14 protein-coding genes and 2 pseudogenes are annotated in these 18,230 nt (G+C 64.7%); 10 read left to right on the top strand and 6 right to left on the bottom strand.

Annotated features, from left to right (window positions below):
• Positions 1-85: 85 nt before the first annotated feature.
• From ACUXVA_RS00815 to ACUXVA_RS00800, 4 genes and pseudogenes are all read right to left on the bottom strand, one after another.
• Positions 86-502, bottom strand: a complete 417-nt coding sequence (locus tag ACUXVA_RS00815) for a DoxX family protein (protein WP_265081978.1) — start codon at positions 500-502, stop codon at positions 86-88.
• A gap of 238 nt (positions 503-740) precedes the next feature.
• Positions 741-1,217 (bottom strand): transcription elongation factor GreA, encoded by a 477-nt coding sequence (gene greA / locus ACUXVA_RS00810; protein WP_265081979.1) that lies wholly within the window; start codon positions 1,215-1,217, stop codon positions 741-743.
• Positions 1,218-1,492: 275 nt separating this feature from the next.
• Positions 1,493-4,823, bottom strand: a pseudogene (gene carB / locus ACUXVA_RS00805) (carbamoyl-phosphate synthase large subunit).
• 409 nt (positions 4,824-5,232) lie between these two features.
• Positions 5,233-5,928, bottom strand: coding sequence for a class I SAM-dependent methyltransferase (locus ACUXVA_RS00800; RefSeq protein WP_265081981.1), 696 nt, complete (start codon positions 5,926-5,928; stop codon positions 5,233-5,235).
• A 257-nt stretch (positions 5,929-6,185) separates the two neighbouring features.
• On the opposite strand from ACUXVA_RS00800, the gene ACUXVA_RS00795 reads away from it, so the two are divergent.
• Positions 6,186-6,716, top strand: a complete 531-nt coding sequence (locus tag ACUXVA_RS00795) for a Dps family protein (RefSeq protein ID WP_265081982.1) — start codon at positions 6,186-6,188, stop codon at positions 6,714-6,716.
• A gap of 101 nt (positions 6,717-6,817) precedes the next feature.
• On the opposite strand, the gene ACUXVA_RS00790 is transcribed toward ACUXVA_RS00795, so the two are convergent.
• Complete coding sequence (locus ACUXVA_RS00790) at positions 6,818-7,651, bottom strand: uracil-DNA glycosylase (RefSeq protein WP_265081983.1); 834 nt, start codon at positions 7,649-7,651, stop codon at positions 6,818-6,820.
• A gap of 162 nt (positions 7,652-7,813) precedes the next feature.
• Here ACUXVA_RS00790 and ACUXVA_RS00785 point away from each other — a divergent pair, with 162 nt between their 5' ends.
• The 3 genes and pseudogenes from ACUXVA_RS00785 (at position 7,814) to ACUXVA_RS00775 (ending at position 12,544) form a co-directional block, all read left to right on the top strand.
• Positions 7,814-9,472, top strand: coding sequence for an electron transfer flavoprotein-ubiquinone oxidoreductase (locus tag ACUXVA_RS00785; protein ID WP_265081984.1), 1,659 nt, complete (start codon positions 7,814-7,816; stop codon positions 9,470-9,472).
• Positions 9,473-9,854: 382 nt separating this feature from the next.
• Positions 9,855-11,640: pseudogene (locus ACUXVA_RS00780) on the top strand (tetratricopeptide repeat protein).
• Between the two features lie 19 nt (positions 11,641-11,659).
• Entirely contained in the window at positions 11,660-12,544 is an 885-nt protein-coding gene (locus tag ACUXVA_RS00775) for a 4-(cytidine 5'-diphospho)-2-C-methyl-D-erythritol kinase (RefSeq protein ID WP_445490392.1), read from the top strand.
• 149 nt (positions 12,545-12,693) lie between these two features.
• On the opposite strand, the gene ACUXVA_RS00770 is transcribed toward ACUXVA_RS00775, so the two are convergent.
• Entirely contained in the window at positions 12,694-13,704 is a 1,011-nt protein-coding gene (locus ACUXVA_RS00770) for a polyprenyl synthetase family protein (protein ID WP_445490390.1), read from the bottom strand.
• 201 nt (positions 13,705-13,905) lie between these two features.
• On the opposite strand from ACUXVA_RS00770, the gene ACUXVA_RS00765 reads away from it, so the two are divergent.
• The 6 genes from ACUXVA_RS00765 (at position 13,906) to ACUXVA_RS00740 (ending at position 18,229) form a co-directional block, all read left to right on the top strand.
• Complete coding sequence (locus ACUXVA_RS00765; RefSeq protein WP_265081986.1) at positions 13,906-14,133, top strand: putative signal transducing protein; 228 nt, start codon at positions 13,906-13,908, stop codon at positions 14,131-14,133.
• Entirely contained in the window at positions 14,126-14,884 is a 759-nt protein-coding gene (locus ACUXVA_RS00760; protein WP_445490387.1) for a tRNA1(Val) (adenine(37)-N6)-methyltransferase, read from the top strand. Before ACUXVA_RS00765 ends, ACUXVA_RS00760 begins: the two co-directional genes overlap by 8 nt.
• 253 nt (positions 14,885-15,137) lie before the next feature.
• Positions 15,138-16,007 carry a S49 family peptidase gene (locus tag ACUXVA_RS00755; protein WP_445490385.1) on the top strand — a complete coding sequence of 290 codons (870 nt, stop codon included), beginning with the start codon at positions 15,138-15,140 and terminating at the stop codon, positions 16,005-16,007.
• Between the two features lie 110 nt (positions 16,008-16,117).
• Positions 16,118-16,306: a hypothetical protein gene (locus ACUXVA_RS00750; RefSeq protein WP_265083569.1), complete on the top strand. Its 189-nt coding sequence runs from the start codon at positions 16,118-16,120 to the stop codon at positions 16,304-16,306.
• A gap of 448 nt (positions 16,307-16,754) precedes the next feature.
• On the top strand, positions 16,755-17,687 hold the full coding sequence (locus ACUXVA_RS00745; protein ID WP_445490383.1) for a glycine--tRNA ligase subunit alpha: 933 nt from the start codon (positions 16,755-16,757) through the stop codon (positions 17,685-17,687).
• A 116-nt stretch (positions 17,688-17,803) separates the two neighbouring features.
• Positions 17,804-18,229 (top strand): endonuclease domain-containing protein, encoded by a 426-nt coding sequence (locus tag ACUXVA_RS00740; RefSeq protein WP_445490381.1) that lies wholly within the window; start codon positions 17,804-17,806, stop codon positions 18,227-18,229.
• Position 18,230 lies beyond the last annotated feature (1 nt).

The raw sequence follows: 18,230 nt of genomic DNA, 5'->3' as shown, positions 1-18,230 counted from the left end.
TGCGCCGCGTCCGGGGCAAGTAATTGCGATGCACGAAAAAGCCCGCGTTGAGAACAACGCGGGCTTCCCGAAGTCGAAGGAAATCTCAGCTCTTCTTGCGCAGCATCGCGTCGAGGCTGATCGGGCCGCCGCCGGACGTCGCCAGATACAGGCAGGCGAAGCAGAACAGAATCGCGGCGGTGCCGCCGTTGAGCAGCGGCAGGAACACCGGCTCGGCGCCCTTGAACATGTGGCCGATGAAGTACGCGAACGCCATTTCGCCCGCGAGGATGAAGGCCACCAGACGGCTGAAAAGACCGACCATCAGCAACGCGCCGAGAACGAGTTCTATAGTGCCTGCCGCACCGATCAGCGAAAATAGTTCGACCTTGGCGAAATACGGCACGGCCGGAAACTTGAAGATCTTCGCGACGCCGTACTGAAACAGCAGCAGGCCGGTGATGAAGCGAAACAGGCTGAGCGCCGCCGGCTGATACTTGGCGGCGATGGAATCGAAATTCATGAATAGTCCCCCAGTCGAGATGTAGACGATTGTGATGCGAGTAGTGCGTTGTCCGAACACGATTGAAAGCAGTTTTCAAGCCAACCGCGTTCAAAAGCACAGGCCTGTTAAACACAGCCGCGTGACAATTATTCCGGTCTTCCTCGCTTTTGATTGATCGGCGGGACGGACGGTTGCATGGCGCAGCAAAAAGGCCGCGGTGGGCGCGGCCTTTGTTGCTGGTGGCTATGCGAAAGGCTCAGCGCCACTCAACCTTGGTGATCTCGTAGGCCTTGGCGCCGCCGGGAGCAACGACCTCGACGGAGGTCCCCTTGGCCTTGCCGATCAGCGCGCGCGCCAATGGCGAGGTGATCGAGATGCGGCCCTTCTTGGCGTCGGCTTCCGGCTCGCCGACGATCTGCCAGACCGCCTTCTTCTCGGTGTCCTCGTCGATCAGAGTCACGGTGGCGCCGAACATGATGGTGTCGCCGGAGAGCTTGCTGATGTCGATGATCTCGGCACGCGCCAGCTTGTCCTCGAGTTCGTTGATGCGACCCTCGTTGTGCGACTGCTCTTCCTTCGCGGCGTGATATTCGGCGTTTTCCGACAGGTCGCCATGGGAGCGGGCTTCGGCAATCTGCTCGATGATCCGCGGGCGGTTCACCGTCTGACGCTCCTTCAATTCAACCTCGAGGGCGGCATAGCCGCCGGCGGTCATCGGGACCTTCTCAACCATCTTTCTTCGTCCTCTAACGTCATGCATACGCCGATGCGGCGCACGCATTACAGTGCAATTTGGCAGGTGGCGGCGCAGCGATGCGCGCAGCCTCATGTCGTCCGGATCATCGATCGAAGCAGGATCTTATCACAAATCAGGACAGCGGGTCCGGATCATGCGGCCGACCGTGCTCTCACGTGCGAACAAGCGCCGAAACAGAACAATGACATGACTGGCGAGTTCCAGTCATGCCCTGTTTATTGCTGATCGGGTCCGGTCAGGCCCGGCCGGGATCAGGTTTCGGAAAAGTAACTCTGCAGTGTGCGGACCTCAAGGTCCCCGTCCCGATAGGCCCGGATTCCCTGCGCGGCCGCAACGGCGCCCGAAAGAGTGGTGTAATACGGAACTTTATGCAAGAGGGCAGCGCGCCGCAGCGATCGGCTGTCGGCCAGTGCCTGCGGACCGTCGGTGGTATTGAACACCAGGCTGGATCTCGCCATTGGTGATGGCATCGACGATATGCGGCCGGCCTTCCAGCACCTTGTTGATCTTGACGGCGGGGACCCCGCTGTCGACCAGGAAGCGCTGGGTCCCGGACGTCGCCAGCACCTTGAAGCCCTGCGACGACAGCAGCCTGACCGCCTCGAGGATGCGGGTCTTGTCGTCCTCGCGGACCGAGACGAAGACGGTGCCCTTGCGCGGCACGCGCGTGCCGCCGCCGAGCTGGCTCTTGGCAAACGCAACCTCGAAGGAACGGTCGATGCCCATCACCTCGCCGGTGGAGCGCATCTCCGGCCCGAGCACGGTATCGACGCCGGGGAAGCGGGCGAAGGGAAACACCGATTCCTTGACGCCGACATGGTCGAGCTTGCGCTTCTGCAGATTGAAGGAGGCGAGCTTCTCGCCGGCCATGATGCGCGCGGCGATCTTGGCGACCTGGATACCCATCACCTTGGCGACGAAGGGCACGGTGCGCGACGCCCGCGGATTGACCTCCAGCACGTAGATCTCGCCGTCCTTGATGGCGAACTGCACGTTCATCAGGCCGACCACGTCGAGGCCGAGCGCCATGTCGCGGGTCTGCGCCTCCAGGCGCGCAATCATTGCGGCATCCAGCGAATGCGGCGGCAGCGAACAGGCGGAGTCGCCGGAGTGGATGCCGGCTTCCTCGATGTGCTCCATGATGCCGACGACAAACGTGTCCTTGCCGTCGCACAGGCAGTCGACGTCGATCTCGATGGCGTCCGACAGATAGCGGTCGAACAGCAGCGGATTGGTGCCGAGCACGGTGTTGATCTGGCCGGTCTTGTCGTTGGGATAGCGCGCCTTGACGTCGCCCGGCACCAGCTCCGGCAGCGTGCCGAGCAGGTAGTCGCCGAGCTGGCTCTCCTCGCGGATGATCTGCATGGCGCGGCCGCCGAGCACGTAGGACGGGCGCACCACCAGCGGCAGGCCGAGGTCGGACGCCACCAAGCGCGCCTGCTCGACGGAGTAGGCGATGCCGTTCTTCGGCTGCTTCAATTTCAATTTGTCGAGCACGCGCTTGAAGCGGTCGCGGTCCTCGGCGAGATCGATGGCGTCGGGCGAGGTGCCGAGAATGGGGACGCCGGCGTCTTCCAGCGTATGCGCCAGCTTCAGCGGGGTCTGGCCGCCGAACTGCACGATGACGCCGTGCAGCCTGCCGTTCTGCTGCTCGGTCTCGATGATCTCCAGCACGTCCTCGCCGGTGAGCGGCTCGAAGTACAGCCGGTCGGCGGTGTCGTAGTCGGTCGACACCGTCTCCGGGTTGCAGTTGATCATGATGGTCTCATAGCCGACGTCATGCAGCGCGAAGCAGGCATGGCAGCAGCAATAGTCGAACTCGATGCCCTGGCCGATGCGGTTCGGACCGCCGCCGAGGATGATCACCTTGTCCTTGCCCGAGGGCCGGCTTTCGTCGGCCGTGGTGCCGGCAAACGGCGACTCGTAGGTCGAGTACATATATGCGGTGGGCGAGGCGAATTCGGCGGCGCAAGTGTCGATGCGCTTGAACACGGGGCGGACGTCGAGCGAGCGCCTGAGAGTCCTGACCTCGACTTCGGTCTTGCCGGTGAGCCCGGCGAGACGCGCATCCGAGAAGCCCATGGCCTTCAGTGAGCGCATGCCGAACGCATTGCCCGGCAGGCCGTTGGCCTTCACTTTGGCCTCCATGTCGACGATGCCGCGCATCTCCGACAGGAACCAGGGATCGATCTTGCAGGACGTGAAGATGTCGTCGTCGCTCCAGCCGAGCCGCATCGCCTGCGCGACCTGCAGCAGGCGGTCCGGCGTCGGCGTGCCCAAAGCGGCACGGACGGCGTTCTTGTCATCGCCGCGGCCGAGGTCGTCGATCTCGATCTCGTCGAGGCCGGTGAGGCCGGTCTCGAGCCCGCGCAGCGCCTTCTGCAGCGATTCCTGGAAGGTGCGACCGATCGCCATGACTTCGCCCACCGATTTCATCGAGGTGGTGAGCGTGGTGGAGGCGCCGGGGAATTTCTCGAAGGCGAAGCGCGGAATCTTGGTGACGACGTAGTCGATGGTGGGCTCGAACGACGCAGGGGTCGCGCCGCCGGTGATGTCGTTGGCGATTTCGTCGAGCGTGTAGCCGACCGCCAGCTTGGCGGCGACCTTGGCGATCGGGAAGCCAGTGGCCTTCGACGCCAGCGCCGAGGAGCGCGACACGCGGGGATTCATTTCGATCACCACCATGCGGCCGTCGGCGGGATTGACGCCGAACTGCACGTTGGAGCCGCCGGTCTCGACGCCGATCTCGCGCAGCACCGCCAATGAGGCGTCGCGCATGATCTGGTATTCCTTGTCGGTCAGCGTCAGCGCCGGCGCGACCGTGATGGAGTCGCCGGTGTGCACGCCCATCGGATCGATGTTCTCGATCGAGCAGACGATGATGCAGTTGTCCTTCTTGTCGCGGACCACCTCCATCTCGAACTCTTTCCAGCCGAGCACCGATTCCTCGATCAGCACTTCGGAGGTCGGCGAGGCGTCGATGCCGCGCTCGACGATCTCTATGAATTCGGCCTTGGTGTAGGCAATGCCGCCGCCGGTGCCGCCCATGGTGAAAGAGGGGCGGATCAAGGCCGGGAAGTCGATCACGTCGAGGGCGCGCAAGGCGTCGGGCAGGTTCTTGACCTGCACCGAACGCGGCGTCTCCAGCCCGATCTTGGTCATCGCCTCGCGAAAGCGCTGGCGATCCTCCGCCTTGTCGATGGCGTCGGCGGTGGCGCCGATCATCTCGACGTCGAATTTTTCCAGCGTGCCCTGCTTGCGCAGGGACAGCGCGCAGTTCAGCGCAGTCTGGCCGCCCATGGTCGGCAGCAGCGCAAAGCCCTTGGAACGGTCGCCGCGCTCCTTCTCGATGATTTTGGCGACGATCTCCGGGGTGATCGGCTCGATATAGGTGGCATCGGCCAATTCCGGGTCGGTCATGATGGTCGCCGGATTGGAATTGACCAGGACGATCCGGTAGCCCTCTTCCTTCAGCGTCTTGACCGCCTGGGTGCCCGAATAGTCGAATTCGCACGCCTGGCCGATCACAATGGGACCGGCGCCGATGATCAGGATGGTGGATATGTCTGTGCGTTTGGGCATTGCATCTCGCGAGTGGTGTCAAATCGGCACAAAAAAAGGGCGCGCGTGTCGCGCGTCCCTTGGGCCTGGGCGCCGAGCCAACCTCGAAGTCAAAGTCGACCCGCGCGCGCGGCTGTCTTTAGACCACATTGCCGGGGCGGGGAAGGCTTTTGAAGCCGCCGTCAACCGGGAATATACCGGCGCGGATCGCTCGTCGAAGCAAGGTGGGGCGGCCTTCGTGGCAATAGGGCTTGCCGAGCCGAAGCGGCGGAGGCTGGAGGCCCGGCCTGGACTTGAACCAGGATGAAGAGCGATGCACTGCCCCCGCGTAACTTCCGCCACCGGGCCGCCGACGATCATACCGATCATAGGCCGGCAGGCCACTTTTAATTACCGGTAGGCTTAAGAATGTCTATGCGCCGGGAAGGTATCAGAGGGCGTGCTGGGCGACGAACGTCATGCGCCATGGGTTATGGCCGATGTTGGCGGGGACCCGCGTGGCGGCGAAGCCCGCCGTCTGGAGCCGGGCGATCATCTCGGCATCGCTGTAACGCTGCAGCCCGACCTTGGCCCGCAACTGCCGGTAGTCCGACAGCGCGGTGCGCACCAGTCCCCAGAGCGCATCCTTCATGAAGCCGTGGGTCCAGGCGAGGCGGAGCAGGGCGATCACGTCGCGGCCCATTCCGGTCTCCGGCGCCAGCACATCGCCCACCACCAGCCGCCCGGCGGGCTTCAGCAGGCGGCGGATCACCGCGAAAGCCGAGTCCAGCTCGGCCGGGCTCATGTACTGGCTGACCGAGTTCATGATCGCCAGATCGACGGAGTTTTCGGCCAGGCCCGGCAATTCGTCGAGCGACCGCACCTCGATTTTGGCATTGCTGGCAAAGCGGGCCGCCAGCCGGCCGCGAACCCCCGGCGCGGGCTCGGACAGAATCAGCCTGCCGCAGGCCTCGGCCACACGGCCGGCGGACAGCGCCTCGCCGCAGGCAAAGTCCAGCACCACGGCGTCGGGCGCCCCGATGTAGCCGATAATTTCCCGGGCAATGACCTCGAAGTGCACGTCACGATGCAGCCTGCTGGCATAAATCGTGTGCGTGGAATCGTAATAATCGATCCATTCGTCCATGGGGCTAGGGCCTGGTTATTGTTTGTTCCGCCGATGGAACCTGGATAATCGTGCTGCGTTAGGCATTCTCTAGAGCGTTTTGGCGTCAAGGGGAAACCTCTTCACTCCTGTAAAACCTGTCGGGTTTCATCGTGAAGACGTGATCTTTGTTCAAGACAGTCGGGCAGGCTTGGGGAGAATGACCGGATTCTGTTGCCGCATCGCTCCGCCGCTTGAGCGTCGAATCAGCGTTCCCAAATGTCAAAGGAAGGTCCACCGTGAGTAAAACACCCACTGCAAGCAAAGTTGCTCCCGATCTCGATACGCCGACCGATCTGCCGTCCGCGGCCGTGGAGAAGATCTCCAAGACGTTGAACGTGCTGCTCGCCGACGCCTTCGCGCTCTACCTCAAGACCAAGAACTTCCATTGGCACATCAGCGGCCGGCATTTCCGGGATTATCACCTGATGCTCGACGAGCAGTCGGATCAGATTTTCGCCACCACCGATGCGCTGGCGGAGCGGGTCCGCAAGGTCGGCGGCCGGACCGTGCGCTCGATCGGCGAGATCGCCAAGCTGCAGACCATCAAGGACAACAACGAGGACTATGTTCCGCCGCGTGAAATGCTGCGCGAACTGATGAACGACAACAAGGCGATGGCCGCCGCGATGCGCAAGGCGCACAAGGTCGTCGACGACGTCGAGGACGCCGCCACCGCCGGGCTGCTGGAAAACTTCATCGATGAGACCGAGCGCAGGACCTGGTTCCTGTTCGAGGCCAGCCGTCAGGAAGGCGGCAACGAGGACTAAGCGTCGTCCATCAGGCGATGATCCGGAAGCCCTCTCCGCAAGGAGGGGGCTTCTTTTTATTCCTGGTCGGCGCCGCGGCGACCAGCGCCGTCTCGCCCGTATTATCTTGCCGGCAATGCTTCCAGCGCCTTGGCGATCGCGCGCAGGTCCAGCCACGCCATGCGCTTGTAGGACGGCGAGCGCAGCAGATAGGCGGGGTGGAAGCTGGCGATCGCCCGAATCGTGCGCGTACCGGTGTCGTAGTCGACCCAGCGGCCGCGCGATTTCATGATGCCGTCCCTGGTCTGCAGCAGGGTCTGCGTCGAAGGATTGCCCAGCGTCACCAGGATGTCCGGATTGACCAGTTCGATGTGGCGCTGGATGAAGGGCAGGCAGGTCTGGGTTTCCTGCGGCGTCGGCGTGCGGTTGCCTGGCGGTCGCCACGGAATCACGTTGGCGATGTAGACGGTGGTGCGGTCGAGGCCGATGGCCTTGAGCATCAGATCGAGCAGCTTGCCGGAGCGGCCGACGAACGGCAGTCCCTCTATATCCTCCTCGCGGCCCGGCGCTTCGCCGACGAACATGATGCGGGCCTGCGGGTTGCCGTCGGCGAACACCAACTGGGTCGCGGTGGATTTCAGCGCGCAGCCTTCGAACTTGTCCATGAGGCCGCGCAGCGCCTCCAGCGACGGGGCGGTACGCGCGGCATCCCGCGCGGCGGCGATGGCGACTTCCGGCGCGATCTCGACCTTGGCCGGCGGCTTCGGCTTGGCCTCGGCGTCCATCGAGGCCAGCGTCCGGCGCTGCGGGGCCGGTTGGGCCGCCGCCCGCACGGTCGCGGCCACATCGACGTCGGACATCCGGTCCACCGGCTCGTCCATCAGCGCGCAGTCCACCCCGGCCTCGAGGTAGAAGGCCAGCAACTGGTGCACAGTGGGGGCGGGGTCAGGCGTCATGGCGCGGCGTCAACAACATGCCGCCAATCTAGAACGGATCGCCCCGCAACGGAACGCCCGGCGTCGCATTTCTGTCGTTGTGCTTGTTCTTCCGCCAAAAATCGGAAACAACCACCCTAGAAGCGTTCTGAAACGGGCATAAGACCAAATCGAGATCACAATATGAGCACCGACGAACTGCCGCCCCGGGAGTCCATGGAATTCGACGTCGTCATCGTCGGCGCCGGCCCGTCGGGCCTGGCCGCCGCGATCCGGCTGAAACAGCTCAACGCGGAACTCACCGTGGTGGTCGTGGAAAAGGGCTCCGAGGTCGGCGCCCACATCCTCTCCGGCGCGGTGATCGATCCGGTGTCGCTGGACAAGCTGATCCCGGACTGGCGCCAGGATGCCGACTGTCCGCTGAAGACCCAGGTCAAGGACGACCAGTTCTATTTCATGACCAAGACCGGCGGCTTCAGGCTGCCGAACTTCCTGATGCCGCCGCTGATGAACAACCATCACTGCTTCATCACCTCGTTGGGCATGGTGACGCGCTGGCTGGCCGCCAAGGCGGAAGCGCTCGGCGTCGAGATCTATCCGGGCTTTGCTGCTGCGGAGACGCTGTATGACGAGAGCGGCGCGGTGCGCGGCATCGCCACCGGCGACATGGGTATCGGCCGCGACGGCAAGCCGAAGGACAGCTTCACCCGCGGCATGGAGCTGCTCGGCAAGTACACCTTGTTCGCCGAGGGCGCGCGCGGCAGCCTGACCAAGCAGCTGATCGCCAAATTCGCCCTCGACAAGGACTGCGAGCCCGGCAAGTTCGGCATCGGCCTCAAGGAAATCTGGCAGATCGATCCGGCGAAACACCAGAAGGGCACGGTCAAGCATTCGTTCGGCTGGCCGCTCGACAACGACGTGGGCGGCGGCTCGTTCCTGTATCACTACGACGACAACCTGGTGGCCGTCGGCTTCGTGGTGCATCTGAACTACGAAAACCCCTACCTCTATCCGTTCGAGGAATTCCAGCGCTTCAAGACCCACCCCTTGATCCGCGACACCTTTGTCGGTGCGAAACGGCTGGCCTATGGCTCGCGCGCCATCACCGAAGGCGGCTACCAGTCGGTGCCGCGTTTGACCTTCCCGGGCGGCGCGCTGATCGGTTGCGCGGCGGGGTTCGTCAACGTGCCGCGCATCAAGGGCGTGCACAACGCCATGGCGTCCGGCATGCAGGCCGCCGAGCACGTCGACGCTGCGCTGAAGGCCGGCCGTGCCAATGACGAGTTGGTGGATTACGAGAACGGCTGGCGGGCGTCGTCGATCGGCAAGGACCTGTTCCCGGTGCGCAACGCCAAGCCGCTGTGGTCGAAGTTCGGTACCCTCGTCGGCAACGCGCTGGGCGGCTTCGACATGTGGTGCAACACCTTCGGTTTCTCGCTGTTCGGCACGCTCAAGCACGACAAGCCGGATCGCAAGACGCTGAAGCCCGCGAAGAACTACCAGCCGATCGCCTATCCGAAGCCGGACGGCAAGCTGACCTTCGACCGGTTGTCCTCGGTGTTCCTGTCCAACACCAATCACGAGGAGGACCAGCCTGTCCATCTCAAGGTCGCCGACATGGCGCTGCAGAAGTCGTCGGAGCATGACGTATTCGCCGGCCCGTCGAACCGCTATTGCCCGGCGGGGGTCTATGAGTGGGTCGAGGAATCCACCGGTCCGCGCTTCCAGATCAACGCGCAGAACTGCGTTCACTGCAAAACCTGCGACGTGAAGGACCCCAACGGCAACATCACCTGGGTGCCGCCCGAAGGTGGCGGCGGACCGAATTACGAGGCGATGTAGGGGCGACGTTCACGAGCGCCGTCGCATTTCCCGGACGCGATGCGGCATTCTCAGGCGATGCTCTTGCATCGCCGACATGCCGCTTCGCAGATCCGGGATCCCGGTTCGCAAACAAGGATCCTGGACCCCGGGTCTGCGGAGCAGCACTTCGTGCTGCGCCGCGCCCGGGGAACGCAGCGTTCGTCACGGAACCGCCACAGTGCGGGCGCCTTCAGGGATATAGTGCCATCGGCGGCATCTATCGGCATGGGCGGTTCGGGCCCGATCCTTGCGATTGAGCGCCAAACGCGGCATTGTCAGAGGGCTTGATGCTGCCGGGTCGGTTGCGCATCGGAGCCTTATCCGTAAATCTCCGTTTTCTTTTGGAGCCAGGCCCATCGTGATGTTGTCCAACCTATTTCGTCGCCTGACCCTCGCCGCTGTGGCTGTTGCAACGCTGGCGTTGCCCGGCACGTTGCTGGCCCAGACCCCCGACCATACGGCCGACAGTTCGGCGCAGTTTCCCAACAGCCGCGACCTGAAATTCCTCACCACGGCGGGCAGCTACCTCGCTGCGCGCCACGCCAGCGTCGAACGCGATGCCAGCTCGGCTGCGGCGTTTTACCGCTCGGCGCTGCGCACCGACCCGAAGAACAACGAACTGCTCGACCGCGCCTTCATCTCCTCGCTGGCCGACGGCGACATCGACGAGGCCGTCAAGCTCGCCGACCGCATCCTGGTGATCGACAAGCAAAACCGCGTGGCGCGGCTGGTGGTCGGCGTGCGCGACCTTAAGCTGAAGAAATATGCCGCGGCGCAGACCAACATCAACCAGTCGATCCGCGGCCCGATCACCGATCTCGTGGCGACGCTGCTGTCGGGCTGGGCCAGCTATGGCGCCGGCGACAGCAAGACCGCAATTTCCAATATCGACAAGCTGGCCGGTCCGGAATGGTATCCGATCTTCAAGGATCTGCATGCCGGCATGCTGCTCGACCTCGCCGGCAAGCAGAAGGATGCCGGCGCCCGCTTCGAGCGCGCCTACAAGCTCGACGATTCCGCGCTGCGCGTAGTCGACGCCTATGCGCGCTGGACCTCGCGCAACAAGGACGATGCGTCCGCGCAGGCGATCTACGAGAATTTCAACAAGAAGCTGGCCCGCCATCCGCTGGTGCTGGAAGGCATCAAGGAGACCAAGGCCGGCAAGAAGCTGCCGCCGCTGGTCGACAGCCCGCAGGCCGGCGCCGCCGAGGCGCTGTACGGCATCGGCGCGTCGCTGACCCGCCGCGGTGGCGAGGATCTGGCGCTGGTCTATCTGCAGCTCGCGCTTTACCTGAAGCCCGATCATTCGCTGGCGCTGCTGTCGCTTGCCGATCTCTATGAATCGGTGAAGAAGCCGGCGATGGCCATCAAGGTCTATGAGCGCGTACCGGCCAATTCGGCGCTGAAGCGCAACGCGCAGATCCAGCAGGCCACCGATCTCGACGCCGCCGACCGCTCGGAAGAAGCGATCAAGATCCTCAAGGGCGTCACCGCCGAGGATCCCAAGGATCTCGAAGCCATCATGGCGCTCGGCAATATCGAGCGCGGCAAGAAGAAGTTCGCCGATTGCGCCGAGACCTACAGCCAGGGCATCGACGTGATCGCCGCCAACCAGGACAAGCCGAACTGGGTGTATTTCTACTTCCGCGGCATCTGCCTGGAGCGGTCCAAGCAGTGGGCCAAGGCCGAGACCGACATGCGCAAGGCGCTTGAGCTGCAGCCCGAGCAGCCGCATGTGCTGAACTATCTCGGCTATTCCTGGATCGACCAGGGCATCAACCTCGACGACGCCATGAAGATGATCAAGCGCGCCGTCGACCAGCGGCCGGACGATGGCTACATCGTCGATTCTGCTTGGCTGGGCCTATTACCGGATCGGCAATTTCGAGGAAGCCGCCAAGACGCTGGAGCGGGCCATCGACCTGAAGCCGGAAGATCCGACCATCAACGACCATCTCGGCGACGCCTACTGGCGGGTTGGCCGCACCCTGGAAGCCAAATTCCAGTGGCAGCATGCCAAGGACCTGAAGCCGGAAGCGGAAGAACTGCCGAAGATCGAAGCCAAGATCGAAAACGGCCTGCCGGACGATCCGTCATCGTCCGCAGCCTCTGCCGACAAGAAAAAAGAAGACGGCAAGGGCGGTTGATCGAAAGGCTGGTTCGCCGATGTCGGCGCTGAGGGATACTGCGCGTGCCAAGGTCAACCTGACCCTTCGGGTGGTTGGCCGCCGCGTCGATGGCTATCACGATCTGGAAAGCGTCGTGGCGTTCGCCGATTGCGCGGACGCCCTGGTGCTGGACGTGGGCGGCGAACTCGCGCTCTCGACCAGCGGTCCGCGCGCGCAGGAATGCGGCGAGGCCTCCGACAATCTGGTGATCAAGGCGGCACGCCTGCTCGGCGAACGGGTCGAGGGCCTGAAGGTCGGCGCGTTTGCGCTCGACAAGCATTTGCCGGTGGCCGCCGGCATCGGCGGCGGTTCGGCCGATGCTGCCGCGGCGTTGCGGCTGCTGGCGCAGGCCAATGGCCTTGCTGCCGACGAGGCGCGATTGCTGGAAGTCGCGCGGCTGACCGGCGCCGACGTTCCGGTGTGCCTGGAATCCCGCGCCTGCGTGATGACCGGTGTGGGCGATACGCTGCTGCCGCTCGGCCTGCCGCGATTGCCCTGCGTGATGGTCAATCCGCGCGTGCCCGTGGCGACCAAGGATGTGTTCAAGGAACTCGGCCTGCGCAACGGCCAGCTCCGCGTCGGCATCACCGACGTGCTGAAGGCGCCGAAATGGCCCGGCGAAGACGCCGCCATCGACGTCTGGATCAAGGCGCTGGCCGCCGGCGTCAACGATCTCGAAGCCCCGGCGATCAAGGTCGAGCCGGTGATCGGCGAGGTGCTGTCGGCACTCGGGGCGCTCGACGGTGTCCGGCTGGCCCGCATGTCCGGCTCCGGCGCCACCTGCTTTGCCCTGTTCGACGACGACGCCACCGCGCAGCAGGCCGCGCAGGCGATCGGGCAGGCGCATCCGCAGTGGTGGGTGCATGCCGGGGCGTTGAACTGAGTTCACCGCAATTTCTGCCGTCATCCTGAGGCGCCGTCGCTCTTGCGACGGCCTCGAAGGATGGGCCACGTGCTCTTGCGCCCGCTTCCGCATCCTTCGAGGCTCGCCGAAAAGGCGAGCACCTCAGGATGACGGCGTCATTGTTTGCCTCAGTGCGACCGTGCCAGACAGAACGCCACCACCTGCTCCAGCGCGGTCTTCATCGGCGACGGCGGGAACAGCGCCAGCGCGTCGACGGCCATGGCGCCGTAATGCTGGGCGCGGTTGATGGTGTCTTCGAGGGCGCGGTGTTTGGTCATCAGGCCGATGGCGTGGTCGAGGTCGCCGTCCTCGATTTCGCCGCGCTCCAGAGCCTTGACCCAGAAGGCGCGCTCGGCGTCGTTGCCGCGGCGGAACGCCAGCACCACCGGCAAGGTGATCTTGCCCTCGCGGAAATCGTCGCCGACATTCTTGCCGAGTTTGGCGGCCTTGCCGCCGTAGTCCAGCACGTCGTCGACCAGCTGGAACGCGATGCCGAGATTCATGCCGACCGAGCGGCAGGCGGTCTGCTCGGCCTTCGGGCGGCCGGCGATGACCGGACCGACCTCGCAGGCCGCGGCGAACAATTCGGCGGTCTTGCCGCGGATCACCGCGAGATATTCGTCCTCGGTGGTCGCGGTGTTCTTGGCGGCGGCGAGCTGCATCACCTCGCCCTCGGCGATGGTCGCCGCGGCAGAGGACAGGATGTCGAGCGCGCGCAGGCTCCCGACCTCGACCATCATCCGGAAGGCCTGGCCGAGCAGGAAGTCGCCGACCAGCACGCTGGCCTCGTTGCCCCACAGCATGCGGGCGGACAATTTCCCGCGGCGCAGCTCGCTCTGGTCGACCACGTCGTCGTGCAGCAAAGTGGCGGTGTGCATGAATTCGACGGCGGCGGCGAGCTTGATATGGCCGTCGCCGGCATAGCCCGTGAGATTGGCCATCGCCAGCGTCAGCATCGGCCGTAACCGCTTGCCGCCCGACGAGATCAGGTGGTTGGCGACCTCCGGGATCATGGTGACCTCAGAGCCGGTGCGCGACAGGATGGTGCTGTTGACGCGCTCCATGTCGGCCGCAACCAGCGCCACCAGTTGATCGATCGATGCGGTGGAATGGCTCTCGAAGGGAACTATGACCGCCACGCTGTAAGTCTCCGGATTGCGACAGCAATTCCCTGCATGCGAGATTGCAGGATACGCTGTATGCCATTTAGGTCGAATCCGGGTTGGCAACAGGTGTCGTCAGCGGCCGATTTCGACACGGCACAATAGAAACTGCGGGCTGGCGCGGCAAGGGCATGCGGCGCCTGCGGACCCCTCAGACGGCGGCAAAGGAACAGGACCGTGCGCGAACTGGTGCGAACCAACGATGTGGTGCTGGTTTCGGCGGTCGGGTCGCTGCTCGATGGTGCCAATATCCACCATCTGGTGCTGGACCAGAACATGAGCATCCTCGAAGGCTCGGTGGGCGTGATCCCGCGGCGGATTCTGGTCCACCAGGACGACCTCGGCGAAGCGCGCCAGGTGCTGACCGATGCCGGGCTCGCCCACGAGTTGCGGGCTGATGACTGATCTGCCGGCGGAGACCACCGACGACGCCTTTCTCGGCGGCAGGTTGCGGCTGCGGCAGCTGCGGTCCGGCCACCGCGCCGGCCATGACGCCATGCTGCTGGCCGCTGCCACCGCGGCGCAGCCTGGCCAGGCGGTGGTGGATTTCGGCGCCGGCGTCGGCGCGGCCGGGCTGGCGGTGGCGCGGCGCGTGGACGGTATTTCGTTGCGGCTGGTGGAAATCGACCCGGTGCTGGTGCGGCTGGCGCGCGATAATGCCGCGGCCAATGGCCTCGGCGCCGAGGTGGTCACGCTGGATATCGGCGCGGGTGCCGCGGCTTTTGCCGCCGCCGGACTTGGGCCGGACAGCGCCGACGTGGTGCTGATGAATCCGCCATTCCACGATGCCGCCCGGCACCGCGGCTCCCCGGATGGGGCGCGCCAGATCGCCCATGTCGCGACGGCGACCACGCTGCAGGCGTGGGTGCATGCGGCGCGGCGCGTGCTGAAATCCGGCGGCGCGCTGACATTGATCTGGCGCGCCGACGGCCTGGCCGAGGTGCTGGCGGAGCTGCAGCGCGGCTTCGGCAGCATCAAGGTTCTGGCGGTGCACAGCGCTCCCGCGGAACCCGCGATCCGCATCATCGTGGCGGCCGTGAAGGGCAGGCGGGCGCCGCTGAGCATCGTGCCGGCGGTCGCGCTCAGGGATGCATCCGGCGCGCCGGATCCCCATATTCGGAATGTGCTGGACGGAACGGCGGCGCTGCGGTTGTGAACGCGCGAGGAAACCTATTGCGGCAAGGTCTCGGATTGTTTCTGCGGCGCGGAGGTGAAGTGGATCGCTGCGAACAGACAGCACATCAGCATCATCAGCAGATAGATCTTCATGTCTTCCTCCGCTGAGGCGTCTTCGCCTTGTGGGATTTCAACGCACCGAGCGTTGCTCAGTTCAATGACACCCGCGTGATAAAATACGGTTAAGGCCAGCGTAACGAGATGGGTAAACTTTGCGACAACGAGCAGGAACAATGATGAAAAGCCTTATGGACATGATCCCCGCGCGGTTCCGCCGCAGCACCGCCGTGGTTCCGGTCGTGCGGCTGTCCGGCGTGATCGGCGCGGCGACGCCGCTGCGGCCGGGCCTGTCGCTGTCGGGTGTCGCGAAGCTGCTGGACAAGGCCTTCGCGACCAAGAACGCGAAGGCGGTGGCGCTGCTGATCAATTCGCCCGGCGGCTCGCCGGTGCAGTCGCGGCAGATCTTTTTGCGCATCCGGCAATTGGCCGCCGAGAAGAAGCTGCCGGTGCTGGCGTTCGTCGAAGACGTCGCGGCATCGGGCGGTTACATGATCGCCTGCGCGGCCGACGAGATTTTTGTCGATCCGTCGTCGATCGTCGGTTCCATCGGCGTGGTCGGCGGCACCTTCGGTTTCCAGGAGTTGATCAGGAAGATCGGCATCGAACGACGGCTCTACACGGCCGGCGAGCGCAAGGCGACGCTCGATCCGTTCCTGCCGGAAAATCCCGACGACGTCGCGCGCATCAAGGCGCTGCAGCGTGAGATCCACACCATCTTCATCGCGCTGGTGAAGGGCAGCCGCGGCGCCCGCCTGACGGGCGCCGACGACGTGCTGTTTTCCGGCGAATACTGGGCCGGCGAATCCGGCATCGCGCTGGGGCTGGCTGACGCCGTCGGCGACCTCCGGTCGACATTGCGGGCGCGCTTTGGCGACAAGGTGGACATGCCGGTGATCGCGCCGCCGACCGGACTGCTGGCCGGGCTCCTGGGCCGCAAGTCCGGTGCCGGGGTTGAACTGGCGCTGGATGGCCTTGGCGGGCTGCCGGAGCAGCTGATTTCGGCGCTGGAAACCCGGGCGATCTGGGCCAAATACGGCTTTTAGCGGGTCGCCGGCCCGCGCCATTTGGCCCCGCAGAAGCCGATTGCGGGAACGGCCGAGTTGCGCGAAACTGCGGCCCTGGGGGCTGGACCATGAACGACAAGGATCGCGCGATGCCGCCGCTGGTTGCAATTGCAGGCGCCCTGGGTGGGGCCGCCGTTGTGAGATGGGCCTATCGGACCGCCGTCCGGATCAACCACGAGCTGGAGCAGGCCCGGCTGTCGCGGATGACGGAGCCGTCCGCCACTGAAATTCCGACGCTGCGCCGCGACCCCGCCACCGGCGCCTACCGCCCGGGCTGACGCAAAACACCCCCAAAATGTTTGCGCCGGTCTGAGGATGGGGCACCATCCTCGAAACCGGCGAGCAAACATGGGGGGTCGTGAACAACTTGGAGGTTGTCTGGTCCGGCGCGCTTTCGTCGTCGCGCCGCCTTCACATGGATAAGCCCGCTGCGCCCGGATCGTTCCCCCGCCGCCGCGTTGCTGAGAACAACGTTCGACGGCGCCCCGGTCTCGTTCGCGCTAGGTACGACAGCGCCCCTTGATAGCCGGGGTGGTACGCACAAGCCACAACCTCTGGCCGTGTTCCATCCACACCGGTTACCGCCGGGTTAGCGGATTTGCTGCAATCGTCCTGCGTGCATCCGGCAACGGCCTCGCCGCATCGCCTTGATTCCTTGGGGACCCGCCGATACGGTCCCGCGCGCTCCCGTTCCCGAAAATCCTCAACGAATCCCAGATCGCCCCCATGGACTCCATCCCCCCGCATATGCGCCCGGAACGCTCGTTCCAGGGCCTGATCCTGACCCTGCAGCGCTATTGGGCGGATTACGGCTGCGTGATCCTGCAGCCCTACGACATGGAGGTCGGCGCCGGCACGTTCCATCCCGCCACCACGCTGCGGGCGCTCGGTCCGAAGCCGTGGAAGGCCGCCTATGTGCAGCCGTCGCGCCGGCCCAAGGATGGCCGCTACGGCGAGAACCCCAACCGGCTGCAACACTATTACCAGTTCCAGGTGATCATCAAACCGTCGCCGCCGGACCTGCAGGATCTCTATCTGAAGTCGCTGAAGGCGATCGGCGTCGACACCGCGATGCATGACGTGCGCTTCGTCGAGGACGACTGGGAAAGCCCGACGCTCGGCGCCTGGGGACTCGGCTGGGAGTGCTGGTGCGACGGCATGGAAGTCAGCCAGTTCACCTATTTCCAGCAGGTCGCCGGCGTCGAATGTTCGCCGGTGGCCGGCGAACTGACCTACGGCCTCGAACGCCTGGCGATGTATGTGCAGGGCGTCGACAACGTCTATGACCTCAACTTCAATGGCCGCGACGGCGCCGACAAGGTGACCTATGGCGACGTCTTCCTGCAGGCCGAGAAGGAATATTCGCGGCACAATTTCGAGCACTCCGACGCCGACATGCTGTTCGAGCAGTTTCGGATGGCCGAAGGCGCCTGCCAGAAATATCTCGCCGCCGGCTGGAAGGACGGCAAGCGCGAGGAGCACCTGATGGCGCAGCCGGCCTACGACCAGTGCATCAAGGCCAGCCACGTCTTCAACCTGCTCGACGCCCGCGGCGTCATCTCGGTCACCGAACGCCAAAGCTACATCGGCCGCGTCCGCGATTTGGCAAAAGCCTGCGGCGAAGCCTGGATGGCGACAGAGGCGGGCGGGGCGCAGTGATACAAGTGCCGCTTGCTACATGTGAAGCGCAGACGTTTCTGCTCCCCTCCCCCTTGCGGGAGTGGGGCGGGGGTGGGGGTCCACAGGCGACGGCCGATATGGTTGGATGGCTCGCGATGCAGGATCGCCAGCAACGATTCGCGCGCAACATGCGCAAGGAGCCGACCGATGCCGAGCGCGCGCTGTGGCCGCGGCTCAAGCATGACATTGCCCTGACGGGATCGCATTTTCGCAGGCAGGCCTTGATCGGCCCGTTCATCGTTGACTTCGCCAGTCGCAAGGCGAAGCTTGTGATCGAACTCGACGGCGGTCAGCATGGCGCGCAACACGACGCCGATGCCCGGCGCACGCGGTTCATCGAATCCCGCGGCTACCGCGTGCTGTGGTTCTGGAATCACGACGTGCTGGGCAATCTCGACGGTGTGTTAAGCGAGATACAGAGCGCGTTGACCCCCACCCCCGACCCCTCCCCGCAAGGGGGAGGGGAGACGCGCCAGCATGCGAAGCGTGCTTTGACGCTTCCTCGCAAAGAGCACAATTAAA

The sequence above is a fragment of the Rhodopseudomonas sp. RCAM05734 genome (genome assembly GCF_052658035.1).
This window is presented reverse-complemented; position numbering and strand designations above follow the sequence as displayed.

Excerpts from the sequence above, each read along its gene's own strand:
- ACUXVA_RS00750 (WP_265083569.1), top strand. The coding sequence starts at position 16,118 with ATGCCGCCGCTGGTTGCAATTGCAGGCGCCCTGGGTGGGGCCGCCGTT.
- ACUXVA_RS00800 (WP_265081981.1), bottom strand. The coding sequence starts at position 5,928 with ATGGACGAATGGATCGATTATTACGATTCCACGCACACGATTTATGCC.
- ACUXVA_RS00815 (WP_265081978.1), bottom strand. The coding sequence starts at position 502 with ATGAATTTCGATTCCATCGCCGCCAAGTATCAGCCGGCGGCGCTCAGC.
- ACUXVA_RS00775 (WP_445490392.1), top strand. The coding sequence starts at position 11,660 with ATGTCGGCGCTGAGGGATACTGCGCGTGCCAAGGTCAACCTGACCCTT.
- greA (WP_265081979.1), bottom strand. The coding sequence starts at position 1,217 with ATGGTTGAGAAGGTCCCGATGACCGCCGGCGGCTATGCCGCCCTCGAG.
- ACUXVA_RS00760 (WP_445490387.1), top strand. The coding sequence starts at position 14,126 with ATGACTGATCTGCCGGCGGAGACCACCGACGACGCCTTTCTCGGCGGC.
- ACUXVA_RS00740 (WP_445490381.1), top strand. The coding sequence starts at position 17,804 with ATGCAGGATCGCCAGCAACGATTCGCGCGCAACATGCGCAAGGAGCCG.
- ACUXVA_RS00790 (WP_265081983.1), bottom strand. The coding sequence starts at position 7,651 with ATGACGCCTGACCCCGCCCCCACTGTGCACCAGTTGCTGGCCTTCTAC.
- ACUXVA_RS00785 (WP_265081984.1), top strand. The coding sequence starts at position 7,814 with ATGAGCACCGACGAACTGCCGCCCCGGGAGTCCATGGAATTCGACGTC.
- ACUXVA_RS00745 (WP_445490383.1), top strand. The coding sequence starts at position 16,755 with ATGGACTCCATCCCCCCGCATATGCGCCCGGAACGCTCGTTCCAGGGC.
- ACUXVA_RS00755 (WP_445490385.1), top strand. The coding sequence starts at position 15,138 with ATGATGAAAAGCCTTATGGACATGATCCCCGCGCGGTTCCGCCGCAGC.